Origin of the sequence: Rugamonas sp., assembly GCF_025354735.1 — a bacterium.
Classification (GTDB): domain Bacteria; phylum Pseudomonadota; class Gammaproteobacteria; order Burkholderiales; family Burkholderiaceae_D; genus Rugamonas.
The window spans coordinates 1-18,882 of the sequence record NZ_JANXMI010000001.1; the positions used below are offsets into that span (position 1 = coordinate 1).

The following is an 18,882-nucleotide window of genomic DNA, read 5'->3' on the forward strand; positions in this document are numbered from 1 at the left end:
CCGATCTCGCATTTGACGCGGCCGCCCTTGTAGTGCAGGTTCAGCGGCACCAGCGTGTAGCCGGAGCGCTCGACCTTGCTGATCAGCTTATCCATCTCGGTGCGGTGCAGCAACAGCTTGCGGGTGCGCACCGCTTCCGGGTGGATGTGGGTGGACGCGGTCGGCAGGGCGCTGACGTGGGCGCCGAACAGGAACAGCTCGTCGCCACGGATGGTGACGTAGGCTTCCTTGATCTGCACGCGTGCGTCGCGGATGGCCTTGACTTCCCAACCTTCGAGCACGATGCCCGCTTCATAGCGGTCTTCGATGAAGTAGTCGTGAAAGGCTTTTTTGTTATCGGCAATGGTCATGGGGTGGTAAACAAGCGCGTGTCGGTTAAACTACTGTTTCGCGGCGCGAGCGGTATTGCAAAATAAGCAGCTTAAAATAAGCAACCTGCAAGGCCTTGCGGCGAATAATTCAACATCATAGCAAACGGTACCCCATGGCAGTAGTTCACAAGTCAGTTTTCCTCGGATATAGCGCCGAACAAATGTTCGCGCTGGTGGCCAAGGTCGAGGATTATCCCCAATTTCTGCCGTGGTGCGGCGGCGTCGACGTGCGCGAGCGGGGCGAGAACACCGTCATCGCCAGCCTCGGCATCAATTTCCACGGCGTGCGCCAGCAGTTCACCACCTCCAACGTCAACACGCCGCCCGATACGATCAAGATGGCGCTGGTGGACGGTCCTTTCAAGGCCCTCGATGGCGTCTGGACCTTCAAGGCGCTGCGCGCCGACGCCTGCAAGATCGAGCTGGACTTGCATTATGAGTTCTCCAGCCTGCTGCTCGAGGGCTTGGTCGGCCCCGTGTTCGGCATGATCGCCAACAGCATGGTCGACTCCTTCTGCAAGCGCGCCGAGACGGTGTATGGCTGAGCAAATCCATGTGCAGGTGTGCTACGCGACGCCGACGTCCGTGTTCCTGCGCGACGTGACGGTGGAGGCCGGCGCGACCTTGCAGCAAGCCATCGCGCTCAGCGGCCTGTTGCAGGAAATGCCGGAGCTCGACCTGGCCACGCTGCAAGTGGGCATCTACGCCAAGAAAAAGACGCTGGACACCGTGTTGCGCGAACATGACCGGGTGGAAATCTACCGCCCGCTGATCGCCGACCCCAAGCAGGCGCGCCGCCGCCGCAAGCCCACCGCCTGAAGTTTTAAACCAAGCCGTCGCGCAGAAATTGCCGGGTTTCCGGCTGACAGAAAAATTCCGTGTGCCAGACCCGGCCCTGCTTCGCGGCCGGTGTGCCGAAGTTGAGCCGGTGCGCGGCGTCGACGTCGAACTCGGGCAGGGACACGCCGTCATAGGGCACCACCAGGTCGTTGTCGACCTTGATCAGATATTTATCGAGGAAGACGCCCGTTTCCAGCAGCGCCGACTGGGCGTAGTCGAAATCGGCGCGCGCGTAATAGGTGGCGGCCGCGTCCAGCAGCGTGCCGCGGGCATTCAGGTCGGCGATCAACTGCGAGCTGCCGTCCAGCGCCTCGATGGCGGGCAGGCCGAAGCCCGACGACACCACGTATTGCGCCAGCCCGATCACGAGGTCCAGGCCGAAGCAGTCGCTGCGGGACGCCAGCAGCGCGGCCGCGTTGAGAAAGTCGCGGATCTGGTCGGGGTCGGCCAGCGGCGAACCCTGGTTGGCGGCGGCGATGAAAAAGGCGCGGCCGATCTGGGCGATGCGGCCCCGGCGCAGCGCGGCGATCTGCTGGAGCTCGGCCGTGGCCGGCGCCGCGCCGTCGGCGACGACGGCCAGCAGCGAGCGCACCACCAGGCCGCCACGGCTGTGGCAGACGATGTCGATATCCCAGCCGGCGTCGGCCGGTATCGCATTGAGCAGGTCGACGGCGTTTTGCTGCGGCGTTTTGCTGATGGTCCAGTGGTCGTAGCCGAACACCAGGTTGCGGTAGCGCTCCAGCAGGGGGCGCAGCGTGGCGGCGCCATCGTCGGCGGCGCCCAGGTCGTCGAAGGCGCCGGCCGTGGAACTGAAGATGCCGTGGATGAACAGCAGCACTTTCTGGCCGCGCGCCTGCGCCAGTTCGGCCGCCGTCGCCGGCTGGCGATAGCCTCGGCTCAAATTGATGAACCCTTCCGGCTTGCTGCGCCGTTCGATTTCGCGCACCACCGCCTGCGTCACGCCGCCCTGCGCCAGGTGCAGCGCCGCCTTGACGGTCCAGTCGAGCAGACCGGCCGCCGCCGCGCCGATGCCGAGCTGGCGCGGCCGGATGAAGCCGAAAGCATAGCCGGGCGCTTGCGGCGTCAGCTGCGGCACCGGTTGCGCACCCTGCACGGGAAAGGCGAACTGGATGCAGCCGCTGACCTTGTGCTGCAAGACCGTCAGATTGGCCAGGTCGAGCGCCGGCGCGGTCAGCGGCAGCGTCAGGCCGCGCTCCTGCGTCAGCGGGTGGATTTGCTCGCGCAGCGCGAGGTCGCGGCCCACGGTGCGACCGTCGGCGTCGCGCAACGCGCGTTCCAGTTCCAGATTTTTTGCTGCCGTCAGCCCGGCTTGATGTGTGTACATGGTCGCTCTCCTGTTATGAAGATGTTGGACCGTGAAGCATGGCGGAGATTCCCGCCATATCGATATTTATCTTCATATTACCCGCGCCGCATCAATGTCCGCGCACGTCGAGCACGCGGGCCGGCAGGTGCACGGTGACGCTGGCGCGCGGCGCGTCGGACGCCTCGGCCAGCGTGAGGACATAATCGCCCTCGGCGATGCGCCAGGTTTTGCTGGCGCTGTCGAACACGGCCAGCACGCGCGGGTCGATGCGCAGGCGCAGCGCCGCGCTGGCGCCGGGGGCCAGCGCCACCTTGTCCCAGCCGGCCAGGCGGCGCGGCGCCTCCCAGCCGCCGGCGGCCGGCGCCACGTACAACTGCGGCACCGCCTTGCCGTTGCGCCGACCGGTGTTTTTCGCCGCGAACGAGACGACGACGGCGCCATCCTGCGGCTGGGCCTTCAGGCCAGAGTACGCGAACGTGGTGTAGGAAAGCCCGTGGCCAAAGGCGAATAACGGTATAAATCGTTTCTCCTCGAACCATTTGTAACCGACCGCCGCGCCTTCCACGTCATAGCTGGTGGCGGCCTGCTGATAGTCCGGCTGGGCGGCGTCGCCGTCGATGCGCGCGCGCGGCAGCTGCGCCTCCGAGGCCGGGAAGGTGGCCGGCAGCCGGCCCGAGGGATTGACTTCGCCGCTCAGCACGCGCGCGATGGCGAGGCCGCCGCTGGTGCCGGGATACCAGGCTTCGACGACGGCGCCGGCCGCGTCCAGCCACGGCATGGTCACCGGGCCGCCCGTTTCCAGCACCACCACCGTGCGGGCGTTGGCGCGGGCGACGGCGGCGATCAGCGCATCTTGGCCGCCGGGCAGGGCCAGCGAGTCGGCGTCGATGCTCTCGGCGGTCCACTGCGTCGCGAAGACGATGGCGACGTCGCTGGCCGCCGCCAAGGCCGCCGCCGCCGCCGCGTCCTTGCCGTCGATGTAGGTGAGTCTGGCCTTGCTGCGCGCGGCCAGCGCCCGCATTGGCGAGGAGGTGTGATAGACCATGGGGCCGGGGAAGGTCGGCGGTCCTTCGTTGGGCACCGTCAGCCCGCCCAGCGGATAGACCTGCGACGAGCCGCCGCCGGACAGCACGCCCGCATCCGCATGGCCGCCGATGATGGCGATCGAGCTCAGGCCGGCTTTCAGCGGCAGCAGTTGGTCGCGGTTTTTCAGCAGCACGATGGCCTCCTCGGCGTCGGCCTGGCTTACCCTGGCGTGGGCCGCGAAGTCGATCCGCTGCGGCGTGTTCTGGACCGGCTGGTCGATCACGCCGCTGGCGAACATGCTGCGCACGATGCGGCGCGCCATGTCGTCCATGCGCGCGGGCGCGACGTGGCCGTCCTGCACCGCTTCCTTGAGCGCCGCGCCGAAGTAGGGCGACAGGTCGAAGGGATGGCCGGACTGCTGATCGAGGCCGCTGTTGGCGGCCGGGATGGTGGAGTGGGTCGCGCCCCAGTCGGACATGACGAAGCCCGGATAGGCCCAGTCCCGCTTGAGCACTTCGTTGAGCAGGTAGTCGCTCTCGCAGGCGTAGGCGCCGTTGACGCGGTTGTACGAACACATGACGGCGCCGGGCGCGCCGCGCTCGATCGCGAACTGGAAGGCCAGCAGGTCGGACATGCGGGCGGCGCCATCGTCGATGCGGACGTTGATGGTGGCGCGGTTGGTTTCCTGGTCGTTCAGCGCGAAGTGCTTGACGGTGGAGACGATGTGGTTGGACTGGATGCCGCGTATCTGCTCGCCCACCATCACGCCGGCCAGCAGCGGATCTTCGCCGGCGTATTCGAAGTTGCGGCCGTTGCGCGGTTCGCGCAGCAGGTTGACGCCGCCGCCGAGCAGGAAGTTATAGCCGGACAGGCGCGCCTCGTTGCCTATCATGGCGCCGCCGGCGTAGGCCAGCGCCGGATTCCAGGTGGCGGCGGTGGCCAGGCCGGAGGGCAGCGAGGTGCGCTGGTATGGTTGTTTGCTGCTGCCCTGGGTGGCGACGCCGACGCCGGCGTCGGACTGCCATTGCGGCGGCAGGCCGAGACGTTCGATGCCGGGCACGTAGCCGGCCGAATCGGGACGGCCTTGTTTCGGGTGGATGTAGGCTTTGTATTCGAGGTCGGTGGAGAAGTAGCCGTAGACGGTCTGGATTTTTTCCGGCAGCGTCATGGCGGCCACGAGGAGTTCGGCGCGGGCGTCGGCGGACAGCGCGGGGTTCATCCACGGCTGCGGCGGGGTGGCTTCGGCCGCGGCCGTGGCGCCAGCGCCGGCCAGCATGCAGGCCGCGGCGATCGCCGACCATCGAGTTGTAGGTTTCATGCGCATGCGGTCTCCTGCTGGTTTATTTTTAAAGCGACACGGAACCTGAAATCGGGGTTTGATCCCCGGCCTTGCGCCGCCGCGCCCCGCGCTATTTGCGCGGGATGTAGACGTCGAGGTGGTAGTCGCGTCCCGCCACGATGTCGGTCACGCGCGCTTCCGGCAGCAGCTTGCCTTCGTGCTTGACCATCACGCTGTCGACGCTCGCGCGCATGATCTTGACATGGAAAGTCGCGCCGCGGAATTTGCGCACGATTTCCATCTCGTCCCACGCCGCCGGCAATTGCGGCTTGATGACCAGGCCATGCGCGTCGCCCTGCAAGCCGCATAGTCCCTCGACGAAGCAGCGGTACACCCACGACACCGTGCCGGTGTTGAACAACTGGCTCGATCGGCCCGCCGTGCGCGGATACTGGTGATAGGCGCCGCGATAGTAGTTCGGGATGAATACGGGCAGCTGCCCGCGCTGCAAATAATCGGCCTCGCTCGGGCCGGGTATCATCTGGCGCAGCAGCTGGTAGGCGCGTTCCGCTTCATTGATCGTGTACAGGCTGTAAATGAAGAACACCGACGCGTGGTTGTAGACCGCGCCGTTCTCCGCCGAACCCGGATGCTTTTGCGTGACGCGGCCGACGTCGTCGCGCATGGCGCTGTACGGCGGCGCGAACATCGCCACGCCATACGGCGTATCGAGCTGGCGTTCGACTTCGGCCAGCATCTTCTTGCGCTGCGCGGCGTCGGCGGTGCCGGCCAGGATGGCCCAGGTCTGCGGGTTCAGATAGATGCGGCCCTCGACGTCCTTGCTGACGCCGAACACCACGTCGTCGTCGGTGATGCCGCGCGCGTACCAGTCGCCGTCCCACAGGTGCTTGTTGGCGGCGTCGTTGACGGTTTGCGCCCAGGCGCGATAACGCTGTGCCGCTTCGCCCTGCCGCTGCGCGTCGCAGACGTCGCTCCACAGATTGAGCGCGTAGGCGGTGGCCACGGTGAGCCAGCCGGACACGCCGCGCCCCTTGTAGCCGACCATGTTCATCGGATCGCACCAGTCGCCCTGCGCGATGTAGCTCAGGCCCCGGTGGTCGCGGGCGTTCAGCAGCCAGTCCATGGCGCGGCTGACGCGCTCGAACACGGTGCGCTCCTTGCCGTCGGCGCCGGCCACCACTTCGTCGAGCAGGGCGTAGTCGTTGGTCTCGTCCAGATACGTTTTCAAACAGACCGGCAGCCACACGCAATGGTCGGTGTGCGGCACCTGGTTGATGTATTTGAGTTCGGCGCCCTCGGCGATCAGTATCCCGTCGGGCATGGCGCCGCTGGCCTCCTGCTGCGACAGCGCGTGCACGAAGGCGGCGCGCATCACCGATGGGCGGATGAAGCTCATGCCCATATTGTCTTGCAGGTAGTTGCGCGTCTGCGGGTCGGTGCTGAGGCGATTGACGTCGCCGTGATAAAACACCTGGCGCGGCAGCCAGTGGTTGACGAAGTTGTCGAGCTCCTTGTCCGGCGTCGAAATGCGCAGGCATCCACGGCCGCCGGCGATGTAGTCGGCGTATTCCCGCTTGGTGCGCGCGAAGGCGGCGGCGCTCAGATATTTTTCGCGCACGGCGGCGATTTCGGCGTCGTCGAAGGCGGGCCCGAAGATGAAGCGATAGTCGTGCGACTCGCCGGCGGCCAGCGCGAGGCGGTACTGGACCACGGCGGCCGGCGTTTCGTAGCGCGCGTCGCCGTTGGCCAGCAGTTCTCCTTGCAGCGCGGACGGCGCGTGCAGGCCGCCTTCGCCCTCGAACGCCTGCTGCTGCACTTCCCACGCCACGGGCACTTCCTCGCACAGGAAGTAGGTCTTGTCCTTGAAGTTCTTCTGCTTGAAATGGTCGGCCACTTTCTGGTACGGCGCCACGCAGCTGGCGACGACGCCGCCCAGGTCCGCGCGGTATTCGCCGGACTGGTTCATCCACGACATGTAGCCGATCGGGAAGTAGGGGTAGACGCTGATCCTGCGCGCGCGGCCGGATAAGTCGCTCACGCGCAGCGACCACAGTTCGACCACGTCGTGGGTCGGCAGGCTCAGTGTCAGTTCGACGCGCAGGCCGAGATGTTCGACGGTCCACGCCAGATCGCTTTTGCCGACCGAGAAATTGAAGCTGTCCACCGGCGCGCGCACCGGTTCGTACGGCGCCGAAAACAGCTGGCCCGTTTCCTCGTCCTTGATGTAGAAGAAGCGGCCCGGATGGTGGGCATAATAATTCTGCTCCGGCTGCATGAAGGTCTTCGCTTCCAGGTTGGGCGCGTAGGCGTATTTGGCGGGTTCCGGCTGCATGAACTGGGCCACCGCATAGCCGCGGCAGGTCACCTGTATCATCATCTTCTGGTTCCACAGGAAGCCGGCGGCGCGCGGCATCGCGGTGGGGCTGGTCAATTCAAAGCGGTCGCCATCGTGGGTGGGGCGTAACATGAAACTCTCCGTGCTTGTCAGCTAAGGTCAGGTCCGGCCCTTGCGAGCGGCTAGCTCGGACTGGAGGCGGACCAGGGTGGGGTTATCGAGATTATAGAAAGCCATGACCGCCACCGCCAGCACGGCGAACATGGCGGGGATGAAGGACATCAGCCAGACGATGCCGGCCTGCGAGCCGCTGCTCTGCGCCGCGTTGGGCACGTAGCCGAGCGCCGTGAAGATGGTGCCGATGACGGCCACCGCCAGCGCGGTGCCGAGCTTTTGCGAGAAGGTGGCGGCGGCGAAGGTCATGGCGGTGGCGCGGCGGCCGGTGCGCCATTCGTTGTAGTCGGCGGTGTCGGCGTACATCGAAAAAGCCAGCGGCGATTTCGGGCCGAGCACCAGGCCGAGCGCGATCTGCAAGGCGAACATCAGCGCGACCTGGTCGTGCGGGATGAAGAAGAAGGCGCTCGATAACACGGCGGTGCAGCTCATCAAAATCATCATCAGCTTTTTCTTGTCGACGAAGCGCGTCATCAAGGGCGTGCAGGCGGCGCCGATGGCGGCCGCGATCATGTAGGCGGGGACGAAGCCGCCCATCAGCTCCGGCCGGCCGACGACGTATTTGAAGTAGTAGGCGGCGGTGCTGGTGCGCAGCGTGATCGACACCATGATGATGAGCGCCAGGAAGAACAGCACGATCCACGGCCGGTTTTGCGTCAGGTCACGCAGGTCCTGCGCCACGTTGCTGTGCTGCGCCGCCGACGGCGCGATGCGCTCGCGCGTGTTGAAGAAGGTCAGCGCGAACAGGGCCGAGGCGAACAGGCCCCACATCAGCATCGTCAGCTGCCACCCGAGTTTGTCGTCGCCGTGGCCCAGGTACTGCACCAGGCGCGGCGTGGCGGCGGTGACGATGGTGCTGCCGGCGAAGGCGAAGATGAAGCGCAGGCCGTTGATGGTGGAGCGTTCCTGCGGGTCGCCGGACATCACGCCCGACAGCGCGTTGTAGGGGATGTTGATGGCGGTGTAGCAGACCATCATCAGCAGATAGCTGGCGTAGGCCCAGGCCAGTTTGCCGCCGGCGTCGAGGTTGGGCGTGGTGTAGGTCAGCACGGCGGCGCCGGCCAGCGGGATCGCCATCCAGATCAGGTAGGGGCGGAATTTGCCGTGGCGGCTGCGGGTGCGGTCGGCCAGCGCGCCTATCATCGGGTCGCTGAAGGCGTTGACGATTTTAATCACGAACATCATCGACGCGGCGGCGGCGGCCGAAATGCCGAAGACGTCGGTGTAGTAAATCAGCAGGAAGGTGGCGATGTTGGTCCAATAAAAATTGAACCCCATGTCGGCGACGCCGTAGCTGATTTTTTCGCGCCAGGGGAGGGGAGCTGCGGACAAGGTGATGGTCTCGGTGATCTCGAAATAGGGAATGCCAGTTTACTGGAAGCGCGGTGCTGGAGCCGTGGTGCGCCGTGATTTTCGGCGGCGCGGCCGGCGGCGACCATCGGGGTCAGACCCCGCTGGAGTTTAGCGGCCGTAGTCGCCATCCTCAAGCGGGGTCTGACCCCGGTTTCCGCGACCGGGTCTTCAGCGGCTTACAAAGAGATCAAAAGTCCACGGTCAGGCGCGCGCCGTAGGTGCGCGGCGGCAGGTACATGGCCTGCCACACCGGCGCGGCCGATGTCGCCGGCGACACGTTGACGATGTTCGGCACCGATTTCACGTTGGCGTTTTCGGCGTTTTGCACGAACGCTTCGATCGCCCACTTCTGGTTGTTGGCCGGCTCGTAGCGCACCGTGAGGTCGGTGCGGGTGTACGATTTCTGACGATCCGGCGCGCCGTCGTTGAAGATATCGAGCCAGCTCGAGGTCTCGAAGTGCGTATTCATACGCGGCATGATCTTGGCGCCGCTATCGAGCTGGAAGCGGTGTTCGTACGCGAACGTGGCCGAGAAGTGCGGCGCGTGCGGCAGTTCGTTGCCCTTCAAATTGCGCACCAGCGACGACGATCCCGGCACCTTGACGTTGTTGTTGCTGGAGACGTCGGCGTCGGACGTGAGCAGCGTGTCCATCTCGGTGTGCTGGAACGAGGCCGCGACCTGCACCGTGTCGACCGGCGTGATGCGCGCTTTCAGTTCGCCTTCGAGGCCCGACGCTTTCGCGCCTTCGGCATTGGCCGTCAACAGGAAGCTGGCGCCGTTCGGGAAGGTGGTCGGGACCGAGACCTGATAGCCTTTGAAGTCGGCGTAGTACAGCGCCGAACTCCAGGTCAGCTTGCCGTTCATGGCCTTGCCCTTCAGGCCCAGTTCATAGCTGGTCAGCGTTTCCGGATTGGTGTGGACGCCGCCGTCGGTCAGCACGCCCGATTTGTAGCCGGTACCGATGCTGGCGTAGCCGAGCAAATCGGGCGTGATGTCGACGTCGCCCTTGATCAGCCACGTGGTGTGGTGCCAGTGCGCGGCGCCGGTGTTCGACAGCGCGGTCTTGCCGTCAGGGCCGATCACCGAGGGATTGGGCACGTAGCCGACATCGGCCGGGAAGTCGGAGGCGGATATCGGTTCGCAGGCCTTGCCGTTCGGCTGCGTGGTCGGGCAGTAGTAATTGACGCCGCCGTTGTTGCGCTTCTGGTCCCACGTTTCGCGCAGGCCGCCGGTCATGCGGAAGCGGTCCGTCACGTTCCACACGTCCTGCGTGAACAGGGCCGACGACTTGACCGATTCGGCCGGCTGGTAAAAACTGTTCGACGTCAGCGCCGGCCAGCCGCAGGTGGTGCAGCCATAGCCTTCCTGGGTGCCGGAGTAGGCCGGCTGGTCGAGGCGGATGGCGGCGCGCTCGTGGAAGTAGTAGGCGCCGAGCAGCCAGTCGACGGTCTTCTTGCCGGACGATTTCAGATTCACTTCGCCGCTGGCGTTGGTGTAGTGTTCCCAGTCGATGCGGGTGTTGCGCAGGATGCCGCCGGTGGTGTCGCTGGTCGGCACGGTGTAGCCGCCGCGCGCGTCGAACTGCTCGTTGCCGTTGGTGCGCTGGGTGCCGCCGATCAGCGACAGGTCGATGTCCGGCGTGAGCGTGTAGTCGATGCGGCTGCGGATGGTGTCGACCTTGCGGTGCAGGACGGGCGCGATCTGGATCAGCGCCGACCACAGGTCGGTGCCGGCGCGCGGGGTCTGGTTCAGATTCATCGACGGCGTGCCGTTGTCGAGGAAGCCCTCGTAGGAGACGTCGGCGCGCAGGTCGGCGCTCGGCTGCCACGCGGCCGAGATGCGGACCGCCTTCTGGTCCTGCGAATTGTATTTCGGGCCGCTGGTGATGAAGTTGTTCTTGTTCAGGCCCGGCACGTCGGGCGCGGCCTGGTAGTCGACATAGCCGTCGTGCTTCTCTCCGGCGTAGGCCACGCGCAGCGCGAACTGGTCGTTGATCGGGATGTTGTAGCTGAGGCGCTCGCCGACGCGGTTGTAGGAGCCCAGCGTCAGGTCGGCGTTGCCTTCGTTGACGCCGATCTTCGCTTTCGCGGTGACCATGTTGACGGCGCCGGCGGTGGAGTTGCGGCCCCACAGCGTGCCTTGCGGGCCGCGCATCACTTCGACGCGGTCCATGTCGAACAGCAGCGTGGTGGCGCCTTCGGCGCGCGGCGAGTAGACGCCGTCGACGTAGACCGACACTTCGGGGTCGGCCTGCTCGGTCTTGGCGCCGTCGTTGCCGATGCCGCGCATCGTCAGCAACAGCACCGAGTGGTCGCCCTGGGCGGTGGCCTGGAAGCTCGGCGTCAGGTGGGTGATGTCTTCGAGGTTCTTGACGTGGGCGTCGTCGAGCGCCTGGGCCGACAGCGCGGTGATGGCCAGCGGCGTTTTCAGCAGCGTGGTCGAACGTTTGGTGGCGGTGACGATCACTTCGGGGATGGCGCCGTTGTCGCGCGCCGCCGGCGCCGGCCGGGCGCTGGTGTCGGTGTCGGCGGCTGCCGGTGCGCTGACGGCGGGCGCGTTGTCCGTGGCGGCGCTGTTGGCCGTGTCGGCGGCGTAGGCGCCGGCGACGTGGGCCGCCATCGCGATCAGCGTGGTGCCAAGTATGTGCTTCGGTTGGAACATGGTGTTTGTCTCCTGGGTTGACTGCTGTTTTTATGGGTGCTGCGGTGGCGCTTATTAACTGGTGTGCGGGCCGGACGAATTGAGAATCTGCGCCACCAGTTCTGCGACCGGTTGGCGGATGTCGAGGACGATGCCGGCTTCGTCCGCTTGCAGCGGTTCGAGGTCGCGCAGCTGGCTGTCGAGCAGCGACGGCGGCATGTAGTGGCCGGCGCGCGCCAGCATGCGGTCGGCGATCAGCTCGCGCTCGCCGCTCAGGTGGGCGAAGCGCAGCGCCGGGTCGCCGGTGCGCAGCAGGTCGCGGTAGCGGCGCTTCAGGGCCGAGCACGACAGCACCATGCCGATCTGGCTGTCGCGGGCGTTGCGGATCTGGTTTTGCAGCGTCAGCAGCCAGTCGGCGCGGTCGTCGTCGGTCAGCGGCGTGCCGGCCGACATCTTGGCGACATTGGCGGCCGAGTGGAAGCTGTCGCCTTCGAGGAAGGGCACGCCGAGCGCCTCGGCCAGCGCGCGGCCGACCTCGCTCTTGCCGCAGCCGCTGACGCCCATGACGACCCAGCGGAACGTTTTCGTAGTGGTTTGCATGTGTGCTTGCCCAGTTGGAAAGTCAGTTTTTAGCGTAAAAATGATAGCGCTAACATTGAGGCCGAAGTTTAGCGCGCCGCGAAAATTTGTAAAGAAGAATCGATGTTGCGATGCAGCAGAGGGACGGTCGCGTGTTTGGAGGAGTGCGGGACAAGCCCGGCTCAGCGCAACCGGCGCCTGCGAAACGGCGGCGGCGAAACCGGCGGCAGCGAAACCGGCGACGGCGAAACCGAGGTTGGACCGCGAGGTCAGCCGGCGCCAGCTCGCGCAGTCAAAACCCGCCTGCGCCGCTCACGCGCTCTCCCGCGCCATCAGCGTGAAGCCGAGGTCGATCTGGGTGCGGGCCGGCTGTTCGCCCTTGATGACGGCGCGCAGCAGCGTCGCCGCTTCGTAGCCGATGCGGTAGCGCGGCGTGCCGACCGTCGTCACCGACGGATTCATCCACGCCGACGCCGGCAAGTCGTTGAAGCCGCACACGGCCAGTTGCTGCGGCACCGCGATGCCGCGCCGCTGGCACTGGTAAATGGCGCCGTGGGCCAGATCGTCGTTGCAGCAGAAGATGGCTTCGCAGTCCGGCGCCTGTGCCAGCATGCGGCCCAGCAGCTCGGCGCCGAGCGCGATGGTCGACGGGTCGCTGACCATCACTTCCAGCTTGGCATCGGACAGGCCGGCGTCCTGCATGGCCTGGCGGTAGCCCTCGGCGCGCCGCATGGTGCGTTCGTCGAGTTGGGCGGCGATGAAACCGATGCGGCGGTGGCCCTTGTCGATCAGGTAGCGCGTCATCGCGTAGCCGGCCTGCGACTGCGAGAAGCCGACCGAGGGCTGGGCCGGGTCGCTCGACATGTCCATCATCGAGACGATGGGCAGTTGCGACGTCGCCAGCATCTTTTGCACGCGCTTGCTGTGGGTGAGGCCGGACAGCAGCAAGCCGTCCGGATTGGACTGCATGTAGATGTTGAGCAGCTTCTCCTCCTCGGCGTCCGAATAGCGCGTGTTGCCGATCAGGATCTGGTAGTCGTCGGCGTCGAGCGCGTCCTGGATGCCGCCCAGCACTTCGGTGAACACGGCGTTCGACAGCGACGGCACCAGCACCACGATGACGTTGGAATGGGCCGAGGCGAGGGCGCGGGCGGCGCGGTTGGGCACGTAGCCGAGTTCGGCGACGGCGCGGTCGACGCGGTCGCGCAGCGCCTGCGACACCATGTTCGGATGGCTGATGGCGCGCGAGGCGGTCATCGTGGCCACGCCGGCGTGGTCGGCGACGGCGGCGAGGGTGATGCGGCCGCTGGAGCGACTCTTGCCTTGTAGTGTCTTGGTCATGCGTCGGTGGCGAGCGTAATGGTGATGGTAGTTAGCGTTATCATTATGCGGACCCGGTGCGGACACCGTCCTGCGGCGGCCGGCCCGATGGCGTCGGTTCAGTGGCAATCGGCCAGCGTCTTTTGATTTTTGGTGGCGGCGGCGCTGCGCTGGGCGTCATCCATGATGATGCGGTTGCCGTCCTTGTCGTAGGTGGTGAGCCGGATGCCCTCGTCGAGCGCGCGCTGGTTGTTGCGCGCGCCGTCGCAGTTGGCGGCGGCGCTGGCCTTGCGCGCCGCCTCCTCGCCGGCCGACTTGGCTTTCTTGGCCGCTTCGGCCTGGCGCTTGTCGTAGTCGGCGTTGCGTTCTACCAGCGTCGGCGGCGCCTTCGCTTTCGGCTCGGCCGCGGCGGTCTCGCCGTCGGCCGGCGCCGGCGGTGGCGCGTTCGGATCGAACAGCGGCTTGCCGGGCGCCTTCAAGATGCGCTGTTCCGGCACCGATGGCGGCGGCGGCTGGTCCGACAAGTGTTTGATGCCCTTGTCGTCGATCCAGATGAACTGCGCCAGCGCGTGCGCCGACACGGCCAGCAGCGCGCCGCAGGCCAGCAGGCGCACAAGGGCGGGCAGCCGGTGGGGTTGAGGGTGCTGGCTTGGGTGCCGCTTATATGCGCTTGCTGTCATCTGCTTCTTTCATCCGCGTTGCGTCCGTGCTGCCCTCGTTTGCCGGCAGATTTCGCCATGATTCTGCGGCCCTGTCCCCGCAGATGCAAGGGTTTAATCGGGCTTTTTTAACTTGCAGGGACGGAGCTGATGTTTTTCTGTATAATCTGCTTTTGCGCCTATAGGAAATACTATGCGTCTCCTCCAAAAAGCACTCACGTTTGATGACGTGCTCCTCGTTCCAGCGTACTCGAATGTTCTGCCTGCCGATACGTCCCTCAAAACCCGCTTGACCCGCAACATCACGCTCAATATCCCGCTGCTGTCGGCCGCGATGGATACGGTGACGGAAGCCCGGCTGGCGATCGCCATGGCGCAAGAGGGCGGCATCGGTATCATCCACAAGAATCTGACGCCGAAGGACCAGGCCCGCGAAGTGTTGCGCGTCAAGCGATTCGAGGCCGGCGTGTTGCGCGACCCGATCACGATACCGCCCGAGATGAAAATCCGCGACGTCATCGCGCTGACCGAACAGTATGGTATTTCCGGTTTCCCCGTCGTCGAAGGCAATGTGGTGGTCGGCATCATCACCAACCGCGACCTGCGTTTCGAACAGGAACTCGACGCCGAGGCGCGCGCCAAGATGACGCCGCGCGACAAGCTGGTCTACGTCAACGAGGACGCCGACACGGCCGAGGCCAAGCGCCTGATGAACAAGCACCGCCTCGAGCGCGTGCTGGTGGTCAACGAAGCCTTCGAGCTGCGCGGCCTCATCACCGTCAAGGATATCCAGAAGTCGACCGAGCACCCGCTGGCGTCGAAAGATTCGCAGGGCAAGCTGCTGGTCGGCGCCGCCGTCGGCGTCGGCATCAAGGATGAGGAACGCATCGAGCTGCTGGTCGCGGCCGGCGTCGACGTGCTGGTGGTCGATACCGCCCACGGCCACTCGCAGGGCATCCTCGACCGCGTGCGCTGGATCAAGACGCGCTTCCCGCACGTCGACGTCATCGGCGGCAACATCGCCACGGCCGCCGCCGCCAAGGCGCTGGTCGAATACGGCGCCGACGCGGTCAAGGTCGGCATCGGCCCCGGCTCGATCTGCACCACCCGCATCGTCGCCGGCGTCGGCGTGCCGCAGATCACCGCCATCTCCAACGTGGCCGAAGCGCTCGAAGGCACGGGCGTGCCCTGCATCGCCGACGGTGGCATCCGCTACTCGGGCGACATTTCGAAGGCGCTGGCCGCCGGCGCCTCGTCCGTGATGATGGGCTCGATGTTCGCCGGCACCGAAGAGGCGCCGGGCGAAGTGATACTGTACCAGGGCCGCAGCTACAAGTCGTATCGCGGCATGGGCAGCGTGGGCGCGATGACGGACGGCTCGGCCGACCGCTATTTCCAGGAATCGAGCATGAAGGCCGACAAGTTCGTGCCCGAAGGCATAGAGGGCCGCGTCGCCTACAAGGGCAGCGTGCTGGCCATCATCTTCCAGATGGTCGGCGGCGTGCGCCAGTCGATGGGCTACTGCGGCTGCGCCACCATCGACGAGCTGCGCGAAAAGGCTGAGTTCGTCGAGATCACCTCGGCCGGCATGCGCGAATCGCACGTCCACGATGTGCAAATCACCAAGGAAGCGCCGAACTACCGTTCCGGCGATTAAACCTGGTCAGGCCGGCGGCCCCAGCGCCGCCGGCGTTGCAGTTTTACGGGCGCGCGCCGCCTCTTGCCCTGACGGTCCGCGCCGGCGCAGCCCTTGCGCGGCGGACCGCTCATTCCGCACCGATGTTTTCATTTTTAAAGCACTCATCCCATGCACTCTAAAATCCTCATTCTCGATTTCGGCTCCCAAGTCACCCAGCTGATCGCCCGCCGCGTGCGCGACTCCGGCGTGTTCTCCGAAGTGTTCCCCTACGACGTCAGCGACGAGTTCGTGCGCAACTACGGCGCCGCCGGCGTGATCCTGTCGGGCAGCCACAGCTCGACGCTCGAAGGCGACGCGCCGCGCGCGCCGGACGCCGTGTTCGAGCTGGGCGTGCCGGTGCTGGGCATCTGCTACGGCATGCAGACCATGGCGGCTCAGCTGGGCGGCAAGGTTGAAAACGGCCTGGTGCGCGAATTCGGCTACGCCGAGGTGCGCGCGCGCAGCCACACCAAGCTGCTCGACGGCATCAACGACTTCGTCACCGACGAAGGCCACGGCATGCTCAAAGTGTGGATGAGCCACGGCGACAAGGTGCTGGACATGCCGCCCGGCTTCAAGCTGATGGGCAACACGCCGAGCTGCCCGATCGCCGCCATGGCCGACGAGGAGCGCCACTTCTACGGCGTGCAGTGGCATCCGGAAGTGACGCACACGGTGCAGGGCAAGGCCATGCTGGGCCGCTTCGTGCACGAGATCTGCGGCTGCAAGGCGGACTGGAACATGCCGGACTATATTACCGAGGCGGTCGAGAAGATCCGCGCCCAGGTCGGCACGGACGACGTCATCCTCGGCCTGTCCGGCGGCGTCGACTCGTCGGTGGCCGCTGCGCTGATCCACCGCGCCATCGGCGACCAGCTGACCTGCGTGTTCGTCGACCACGGCCTGCTGCGCCTGGACGAGGGCAAGATGGTGATGGACATGTTCGCCAAGAACCTCGGCGTCAAGGTGATACGCGTCGACGCCGAAGACCAGTTCATGGGCCACCTGGCCGGGGTCGCCGATCCCGAGCAGAAGCGCAAGATCATCGGACGCGAATTCGTCGAAGTGTTCCAGGTCGAATCGGCCAAGCTGGTCAACGCCAAGTGGCTGGCCCAGGGCACGATTTATCCGGACGTGATCGAGTCGGCCGGCAAGGGCAAGAAGGGCCAGACCATCAAGAGCCACCACAACGTCGGCGGCCTGCCCGAGACGATGAAGCTCAAGCTGCTAGAGCCGCTGCGCGAACTGTTCAAGGATGAAGTGCGCAAGCTGGGCGTCGCGCTCGGCCTGCCGCACGACATGGTGTACCGCCATCCCTTCCCGGGTCCGGGCCTGGGCGTGCGCATCCTCGGCGAAGTCAAGAAGGACTTCGCCGACCTGCTGCGCCGCGCCGACGCCATCTTCATCGAAGAGCTGCGCAACACGCCGTATGAATTCATCGTCGGCCAGGCCGTCGATCACGAGCAGCTGCCGAAGAACTGGTACGAGGCGACGTCGCAGGCGTTCGCCGTGTTCCTGCCGGTGAAGTCGGTCGGCGTGATGGGCGACGGCCGCACCTATGAATACGTGGTGGCGCTGCGCGCGGTGCAGACCCAGGACTTCATGACGGCGCACTGGGCGCACCTGCCGCACGCGCTGCTGGGCAAGGTGTCGAACCGCATCATCAACGAAGTGCGCGGCATCAATCGCGTGGTCTACGACATCAGCGGCAAGCCGCCGGCGACCATCGAGTGGGAATGATATCCCGTCCGGCAGCCTCTGGCAGCGGCGGGTAATTGGATGAGATGAAGCCCCTGATTTTCAGGGGCTTTTTCTTTTTTAAGCGGCTGGACCATGGCGCAGAGCGGCGACGGTTATCTCTGGATGGGCGGCGCCGCCGGGCTGTTGCGGTTTGACGGCCTGCGCGGGAACGGACGGGTATCAGGTGGCAGGTATCAGCGCTTCGGCCTTGGCAATGGCGCGCCGAACGGCCGGGCGCTGGGCCACCAGCTCGTACCAGCGTTCGACGTTCGGCGTGGCGCTGAAATCGATGCCGGCGAAGGCGCGGCGCCAGATCCAGCCGAAGTGGGCGATGTCGGCGATCGTATAGTCTTCGCCGGCGGCGTAGGTGGTTTTGGCCAGCACCTGGTCGAGTATCGCCATGGTGCGCTTGGCTTCGCCATGAAAGCGCAGTATCGCGGCGGGCAGTAGGTCGGGCGCCGATTTCTGGAAGTAGCCGGACTGGCCAAATGCCGGGCCGATACCGGACGCGTGGAAGAACAATTGTTCAAACACGCGGGCGCGTGCTTCGCCCGAGCTCGGCAGCAAGCGGCCGTGCTGCTCCGCCAGGTAGATCAGGATGGCCGCCGATTCGCTCAGCACCATGTCCTGGCCGCCGCCCATGCCGACGGTCAGCACCGGGACCTTGGCGTTCGGGTTGAGCGCAATGAACTCGTCGGATTTCTGCTCGCCCTTGCGTACGTTGATACCTTGCAAAGCGTATTCCACTTCGAGTTCTTCGAGGGCGATGATGGGTTTGATGCTGTTAGGAGTGCCGAAGGCAAAAAGCTGATACATGATGTGTCCTTGGTGGATGAGAGTCTGGATGTGCTGGTCGCTACTCCGCAGCCCACTAACGCGCGCCGAGATGCAGCGCGCGCAGCACCGGCAGCACGTTCTCCGGCTCCGCGCGTATGGTGTAGTCGGGATGGACTTCGCTGTACAGCACGACACCGTCGCTGCCGATGACGAAGCGCGCCGTCATCGGCAGCGTCCAGCTGTCATCGCCATTCAGGCGCGGCAGGTCGTTGCCCAGTTTGCGATACAGGTCGGCGACATAGACCGGCAGCTCATAGGCTAGTCCGAACAGCGCGGCGGTGCGGTTGTGCGGGTCGCTGAGCATCGTCAATTGGCCGTCGTCCTGGATCGACGCCAGCTCCGGCGACACGGCGACCACGCGCGCGCCCGCCGCGGCCAACTTGGGCAGAGCCGCTTTCATGGCATCCAATTCCATGTTGCAGTAAGGACACCAACTACCGCGATAGAACATCAGCACCAGCGGCCCATGTTTCAGCAAGCTGCCCGAGCTGATCGTCTGTCCTTGCCGATTGCGCAATTTAAACGCGGGGGCGCGGTCGCCGGCCCGCAAGGTATTGCGGGCCCGGCCCGATGCGACCAGCTCGGCGATCCCGCGCGCCAGCAGGGCGGCCGTTTCGGGCGATGCCTTGTGCGCGGTCTCGCCGGCGCTGAAACACGCTTCGAAAGCGTCGAGTTGTTCCTGGAGTGCCATGGTAGCTGGTC

General features: G+C 65.7%; 15 protein-coding genes. 4 read left to right on the forward strand and 11 right to left on the reverse strand.

Features of this window, described 5'->3' with window-relative positions:
- Positions 1–350: SsrA-binding protein SmpB (smpB, locus tag Q0S71_RS00005; protein ID WP_295989890.1), on the reverse strand; the 350-nt coding region annotated here is incomplete at its 3' end.
- Between the two features lie 134 nt (positions 351–484).
- On the opposite strand from smpB, the gene Q0S71_RS00010 reads away from it, so the two are divergent.
- Entirely contained in the window at positions 485–916 is a 432-nt protein-coding gene (locus Q0S71_RS00010) for a type II toxin-antitoxin system RatA family toxin (RefSeq protein ID WP_295989891.1), read from the forward strand.
- Positions 909–1,190 carry an RnfH family protein gene (locus Q0S71_RS00015; protein WP_295989892.1) on the forward strand — a complete coding sequence of 94 codons (282 nt, stop codon included), beginning with the start codon at positions 909–911 and terminating at the stop codon, positions 1,188–1,190. Before Q0S71_RS00010 ends, Q0S71_RS00015 begins: the two co-directional genes overlap by 8 nt.
- A 4-nt stretch (positions 1,191–1,194) precedes the next feature.
- Here the strand turns inward: Q0S71_RS00015 and Q0S71_RS00020 are convergent, their stop codons facing one another.
- The 8 genes from Q0S71_RS00020 to Q0S71_RS00055 form a co-directional block, all read right to left on the reverse strand.
- Positions 1,195–2,556, reverse strand: coding sequence for a hypothetical protein (locus tag Q0S71_RS00020; protein WP_295989896.1), 1,362 nt, complete (start codon positions 2,554–2,556; stop codon positions 1,195–1,197).
- A 91-nt stretch (positions 2,557–2,647) separates the two neighbouring features.
- Positions 2,648–4,888, reverse strand: a complete 2,241-nt coding sequence (locus Q0S71_RS00025; RefSeq protein WP_295989897.1) for a glycoside hydrolase family 3 protein — start codon at positions 4,886–4,888, stop codon at positions 2,648–2,650.
- A gap of 85 nt (positions 4,889–4,973) precedes the next feature.
- Positions 4,974–7,331, reverse strand: coding sequence for an NdvB protein (locus tag Q0S71_RS00030; protein ID WP_295989899.1), 2,358 nt, complete (start codon positions 7,329–7,331; stop codon positions 4,974–4,976).
- Between the two features lie 27 nt (positions 7,332–7,358).
- Positions 7,359–8,705, reverse strand: a complete 1,347-nt coding sequence (locus Q0S71_RS00035; protein ID WP_295989901.1) for an MFS transporter — start codon at positions 8,703–8,705, stop codon at positions 7,359–7,361.
- A 208-nt stretch (positions 8,706–8,913) separates the two neighbouring features.
- A complete protein-coding gene (locus Q0S71_RS00040; protein ID WP_295989903.1) occupies positions 8,914–11,388 on the reverse strand; it encodes a TonB-dependent receptor in 2,475 nt (824 codons plus the stop codon).
- 54 nt (positions 11,389–11,442) lie between these two features.
- Entirely contained in the window at positions 11,443–11,967 is a 525-nt protein-coding gene (locus Q0S71_RS00045) for a gluconokinase (protein ID WP_295989905.1), read from the reverse strand.
- 291 nt (positions 11,968–12,258) lie between these two features.
- Complete coding sequence (locus Q0S71_RS00050) at positions 12,259–13,287, reverse strand: LacI family DNA-binding transcriptional regulator (protein WP_295989907.1); 1,029 nt, start codon at positions 13,285–13,287, stop codon at positions 12,259–12,261.
- Positions 13,288–13,385: 98 nt separating this feature from the next.
- Positions 13,386–13,946: a DUF4124 domain-containing protein gene (locus Q0S71_RS00055; protein ID WP_295989909.1), complete on the reverse strand. Its 561-nt coding sequence runs from the start codon at positions 13,944–13,946 to the stop codon at positions 13,386–13,388.
- Positions 13,947–14,118: 172 nt separating this feature from the next.
- On the opposite strand from Q0S71_RS00055, the gene guaB reads away from it, so the two are divergent.
- Positions 14,119–15,582 (forward strand): IMP dehydrogenase, encoded by a 1,464-nt coding sequence (guaB, locus tag Q0S71_RS00060; RefSeq protein WP_295989911.1) that lies wholly within the window; start codon positions 14,119–14,121, stop codon positions 15,580–15,582.
- Between the two features lie 150 nt (positions 15,583–15,732).
- Positions 15,733–17,343 (forward strand): glutamine-hydrolyzing GMP synthase, encoded by a 1,611-nt coding sequence (guaA, locus tag Q0S71_RS00065; protein ID WP_295989913.1) that lies wholly within the window; start codon positions 15,733–15,735, stop codon positions 17,341–17,343.
- 180 nt (positions 17,344–17,523) lie between these two features.
- On the opposite strand, the gene Q0S71_RS00070 is transcribed toward guaA, so the two are convergent.
- Both Q0S71_RS00070 and Q0S71_RS00075 read right to left on the reverse strand, forming a co-directional pair.
- Positions 17,524–18,159, reverse strand: a complete 636-nt coding sequence (locus Q0S71_RS00070; RefSeq protein ID WP_295989915.1) for a glutathione S-transferase N-terminal domain-containing protein — start codon at positions 18,157–18,159, stop codon at positions 17,524–17,526.
- A gap of 55 nt (positions 18,160–18,214) precedes the next feature.
- Positions 18,215–18,871, reverse strand: coding sequence for a peroxiredoxin-like family protein (locus Q0S71_RS00075; RefSeq protein WP_295989916.1), 657 nt, complete (start codon positions 18,869–18,871; stop codon positions 18,215–18,217).
- Positions 18,872–18,882: the final 11 nt, after the last annotated feature.